This window comes from Flavobacterium columnare NBRC 100251 = ATCC 23463 (assembly GCF_002530675.1).
GTDB classification, from domain to species: Bacteria; Bacteroidota; Bacteroidia; order Flavobacteriales; family Flavobacteriaceae; genus Flavobacterium; species Flavobacterium columnare.
Genome location: NZ_PCMX01000082.1, coordinates 1 through 5,268, shown reverse-complemented (window position 1 = coordinate 5,268; position 5,268 = coordinate 1). Strand labels below are relative to the sequence as shown.

The 5,268-nt window shown below is 47.5% G+C and carries 2 tRNA genes and 3 rRNA genes; all 5 read left to right on the top strand.

Annotated elements, in window-relative coordinates:
- Positions 1–17: 17 nt before the first annotated feature.
- The 5 genes from B0A78_RS11265 (at position 18) to rrf (ending at position 5,264) form a co-directional block, all read left to right on the top strand.
- A 16S ribosomal RNA gene (locus B0A78_RS11265) occupies positions 18–1,533 on the top strand.
- A gap of 100 nt (positions 1,534–1,633) precedes the next feature.
- Positions 1,634–1,707, top strand: a tRNA-Ile gene (locus B0A78_RS11260).
- 113 nt (positions 1,708–1,820) lie between these two features.
- A tRNA-Ala gene (locus B0A78_RS11255) sits at positions 1,821–1,894 on the top strand.
- A 216-nt stretch (positions 1,895–2,110) separates the two neighbouring features.
- Positions 2,111–4,986 (top strand): 23S ribosomal RNA (locus B0A78_RS11250).
- Between the two features lie 169 nt (positions 4,987–5,155).
- Positions 5,156–5,264 (top strand): 5S ribosomal RNA (gene rrf, locus B0A78_RS11245).
- Together the 16S, 23S and 5S rRNA genes with 2 tRNA genes alongside form the textbook arrangement of a ribosomal RNA operon.
- Positions 5,265–5,268: the final 4 nt, after the last annotated feature.

Below are 5,268 nucleotides of genomic sequence, written 5' to 3'. Positions count from 1 at the left end.
AAAAGCTGTAAAAACATACGATGAAGAGTTTGATCCTGGCTCAGGATGAACGCTAGCGGCAGGCTTAACACATGCAAGTCGAGGGGTAGAAGGAGCTTGCTCCTTTGAGACCGGCGCACGGGTGCGTAACGCGTATGCAATCTACCTTGTACAGGGGGATAGCCCAGAGAAATTTGGATTAATACCCCATAGTATTTTCAGATGGCCTCATTTGATTATTAAAGTTCCAACGGTACAAGATGAGCATGCGTCCCATTAGCTAGTTGGTGTGGTAACGGCATACCAAGGCAACGATGGGTAGGGGTCCTGAGAGGGAGATCCCCCACACTGGTACTGAGACACGGACCAGACTCCTACGGGAGGCAGCAGTGAGGAATATTGGTCAATGGGCGCAAGCCTGAACCAGCCATGCCGCGTGCAGGATGACGGTCCTATGGATTGTAAACTGCTTTTGTACAGGAAGAAACCCTCCCTTGTAAGGGAGCTTGACGGTACTGTAAGAATAAGGATCGGCTAACTCCGTGCCAGCAGCCGCGGTAATACGGAGGATCCAAGCGTTATCCGGAATCATTGGGTTTAAAGGGTCCGTAGGCGGTTTTATAAGTCAGTGGTGAAATCTGGTCGCTCAACGATCAAACGGCCATTGATACTGTAAGACTTGAATTACTTGGAAGTAACTAGAATATGTAGTGTAGCGGTGAAATGCTTAGAGATTACATGGAATACCGATTGCGAAGGCAGGTTACTACGAGTATATTGACGCTGATGGACGAAAGCGTGGGGAGCGAACAGGATTAGATACCCTGGTAGTCCACGCCGTAAACGATGGATACTAGCTGTTTGGAGCAATCTGAGTGGCTAAGCGAAAGTGATAAGTATCCCACCTGGGGAGTACGCTCGCAAGAGTGAAACTCAAAGGAATTGACGGGGGCCCGCACAAGCGGAGGAGCATGTGGTTTAATTCGATGATACGCGAGGAACCTTACCAAGGCTTAAATGGGAAACGACAGATTTGGAAACAGATCTTTCTTCGGACGTTTTTCAAGGTGCTGCATGGTTGTCGTCAGCTCGTGCCGTGAGGTGTCAGGTTAAGTCCTATAACGAGCGCAACCCCTGTTGCTAGTTGCCAGCGAGTCATGTCGGGAACTCTAGCAAGACTGCCGGTGCAAACCGCGAGGAAGGTGGGGATGACGTCAAATCATCACGGCCCTTACGCCTTGGGCTACACACGTGCTACAATGGGCGGTACAGAGAGCAGCCACTACGCAAGTAGGAGCGAATCTACAAAACCGTTCTCAGTTCGGATCGGAGTCTGCAACTCGACTCCGTGAAGCTGGATTCGCTAGTAATCGCAGATCAGCCATGCTGCGGTGAATACGTTCCCGGGCCTTGTACACACCGCCCGTCAAGCCATGGAAGCTGGGGGTACCTGAAGTCGGTGACCGCAAGGAGCTGCCTAGGGTAAAACTGGTAACTAGGGCTAAGTCGTAACAAGGTAGCCGTACCGGAAGGTGCGGCTGGAACACCTCCTTTCTAGAGACAAAAAAAAGAAGCTATTTTTTAATTTAGATACTAAATTAAAAAAACTTACTCTCGCTGTTAATTCAAAAAAAAGAAAAGGCTTAAAATACAGAGTCTCGTAGCTCAGCTGGTTAGAGTACTACACTGATAATGTAGGGGTCGGCAGTTCGAGTCTGCCCGGGACTACTTTTTAAAGCACAAGGAAATTCTAGAAGCGAATTTTGAATTATAAATTTTAAATGATGAATTTGAAAAATAATTCAAAAAAATAATTCAACATCCAAAATAGAAAAAAGATTGGGGGATTAGCTCAGCTGGCTAGAGCGCCTGCCTTGCACGCAGGAGGTCATCGGTTCGACTCCGATATTCTCCACGATTTTAGTCTGTAAAGTCTAAAGTCCTAAAGTCAAAAGTATTTTACTTTAAGACTTTCGACTTTTGACCTTCGACTAAATAAAAGTTCATTGACATATTGAGATAAACATACAAACAAGTAGAAAGAACACTTTAGTAATTAGTAAAGAGTGAATAGTAATTAGTCTTAGGACTAGTCACTAATTACTTAGAGCTAATCACTAAAAAAAAGAAACAATAAGCAAAATAAGGGCGTATGGGGGATGCCTAGGCTCTCAGAGGCGAAGAAGGACGTGATAAGCTGCGAAAAGCTGCGGGGATTGGCACATACGAATTGATCCGCAGATATCCCAATGGGGCAACCCACTATGTTGAAGACATAGTATCCAATAGGAGGCGAACCCGCTGAACTGAAACATCTAAGTAGGCGGAGGAGAAGAAAACAAAAGTGATTGCGTAAGTAGTGGCGAGCGAAAGCGCATTAGCCCAAACCAGTGTTGTTACGGCAATACTGGGGTTGTAGGACCACAATATTTCTTGTAAACCGAATTAGAATAACCTGGAAAGGTTAACCACAGAGGGTGATAGTCCCGTATAAGTAAGGAATATAAAGGATAGTGGTATCCTGAGTAGGGCGGGGCACGTGAAACCCTGTCTGAATCTGGCGGGACCATCCGCTAAGGCTAAATACTCCTGAGAGACCGATAGTGAACCAGTACTGTGAAGGAAAGGTGAAAAGAACCGTGAATAACGGAGTGAAATAGAACCTGAAACCATACGCCTACAAGCGGTCGGAGCAGCAAAAGCTGTGACGGCGTGCCTTTTGCATAATGAGCCTACGAGTTAACGTTGCTGGCAAGGTTAAGCACTTCAGGTGCGGATCCGTAGCGAAAGCGAGTCTGAATAGGGCGCTTGAGTCAGTAATGTTAGACGCGAAACCGTGTGATCTACCCATGGGCAGGATGAAGCTGTGGTAACACATAGTGGAGGTCCGAACCGGTTGACGTTGAAAAGTCTTCGGATGACCTGTGGGTAGGGGTGAAAGGCCAATCAAACTCGGAAATAGCTCGTACTCCCCGAAATGCATTTAGGTGCAGCGCAGTGGTAGAGTTATATAGAGGTAGAGCTACTGATTGGATGCGGGGGCTTCACCGCCTACCAATTCCTGACAAACTCCGAATGCTATATAATATACACAGCAGTGAGGGCTGGGGTGCTAAGGTCCCAGTCCGAGAGGGAAAGAACCCAGACCATCAGCTAAGGTCCCCAAATGTATACTAAGTTGATCAAACGCGGTTTGATTGCATCGACAGCTAGGATGTTGGCTTGGAAGCAGCCATTCATTTAAAGAGTGCGTAACAGCTCACTAGTCGAGCGATCGAGCATGGATAATAATCGGGCATAAGTATACTACCGAAGCTATGGATTTGACAAAAGTCAAGTGGTAGGGGAGCATTCTAACATCGTAGAAGGGATTCCGTGAGGATTTCTGGAGAGGTTAGAAAAGAAAATGTAGGCATAAGTAACGATAAGGGGTGCGAGAAACACCCCCGCCGCAAAACTAAGGTTTCCGCAGCTATGCTAATCAGCTGCGGGTTAGTCGGGACCTAAGGCGAATCCGAAAGGAACAGTCGATGGCCAACGGGTTAATATTCCCGTACTACTTATAATTGTGATGGAGTGACGCAGTGGTGAAAGTACCGCGAACTGACGGAATAGTTCGTTAAAGCACCTAGCTATAGGCCCGGTAGGCAAATCCGCTGGGACTGGTGAAATGCGATAGTACTCGGATTCTTCGGATGATGGGATAGTGTACCTAAAGGCTGCCAAGAAAACCTTCTAAACATAGATTATAAGTACCCGTACCGTAAACCGACACAGGTAGTTGAGGAGAGTATCCTAAGGCGCTCGAGAGATTCATGGCTAAGGAATTAGGCAAAATAGACCTGTAACTTCGGGAGAAAGGTCGCCAGCGCAAGCTGGCCGCAGTGAAAAGGTCCAGGCGACTGTTTATCAAAAACACAGGGCTCTGCCAAATCGTAAGATGAAGTATAGGGCCTGACACCTGCCCGGTGCTGGAAGGTTAAGAGGAGATGTTATGAGCAATCAGAAGCATTGAATTGAAGCCCCAGTAAACGGCGGCCGTAACTATAACGGTCCTAAGGTAGCGAAATTCCTTGTCGGGTAAGTTCCGACCTGCACGAATGGTGTAACGATCTGGACACTGTCTCAGCCATGAGCTCGGTGAAATTGTAGTATCGGTGAAGATGCCGATTACCCGCAGTGGGACGAAAAGACCCTGTGCACCTTTACTATAGCTTAGTATTGACCTTGGATAAGTGATGTGTAGGATAGGTGGGAGACTGTGAAATGGCGTCGCTAGGCGTTGTGGAGTCATTGTTGAAATACCACCCTTTGCTTATCTGAGGCCTAACTCCATATTGTGGAGGACATTGCTTGGTGGGTAGTTTGACTGGGGTGGTCGCCTCCAAAAGAGTAACGGAGGCTTCTAAAGGTTCCCTCAGCACGCTTGGTAACCGTGCGTAGAGTGCAATGGCATAAGGGAGCTTGACTGAGAGACATACAGGTCGATCAGGTACGAAAGTAGAGCATAGTGATCCGGTGGTTCCGCATGGAAGGGCCATCGCTCAAAGGATAAAAGGTACGCCGGGGATAACAGGCTGATCTCCCCCAAGAGCTCATATCGACGGGGGGGTTTGGCACCTCGATGTCGGCTCGTCACATCCTGGGGCTGGAGAAGGTCCCAAGGGTTGGGCTGTTCGCCCATTAAAGTGGCACGCGAGCTGGGTTCAGAACGTCGTGAGACAGTTCGGTCTCTATCTACTGTGGGCGTTAGAAATTTGAGTGGATCTGACTCTAGTACGAGAGGACCGAGTTGGACCAACCGCTGGTGTATCTGTTGTTCCGCCAGGAGCACCGCAGAGTAGCTACGTTGGGAAGGGATAAGCGCTGAAAGCATATAAGCGCGAAACCCACCACAAGATGAGATTTCTTTTAAGGGTCGTGGAAGATGACCACGTTGATAGGCTATAGATGTAAAGGCAGTAATGTCACAGTCAAGTAGTACTAATAACCCGTAAGCTTATTGTAAGAGCCCCCTAACCCCCAAAGGGGGAACCTCAGGGGGCTCGTAAAATTCTTTCCAAATTAAATATTTATCTCAATATGTTAAAATATTTGTTTCGTTTAAAAACGAGACAGTCTTAAATAAGAAAGTCCAAAGGAAACTTTACGACATTCGACTTTAGACTTAAAACCTTAAGGTGGTTATTGCGGCGGGGCTCACCTCTTCCCATTTCGAACAGAGAAGTTAAGCCCGCCAGCGTCGATGGTACTGCATTTTGTGGGAGAGTAGATCGCCGCCTTTCTTTA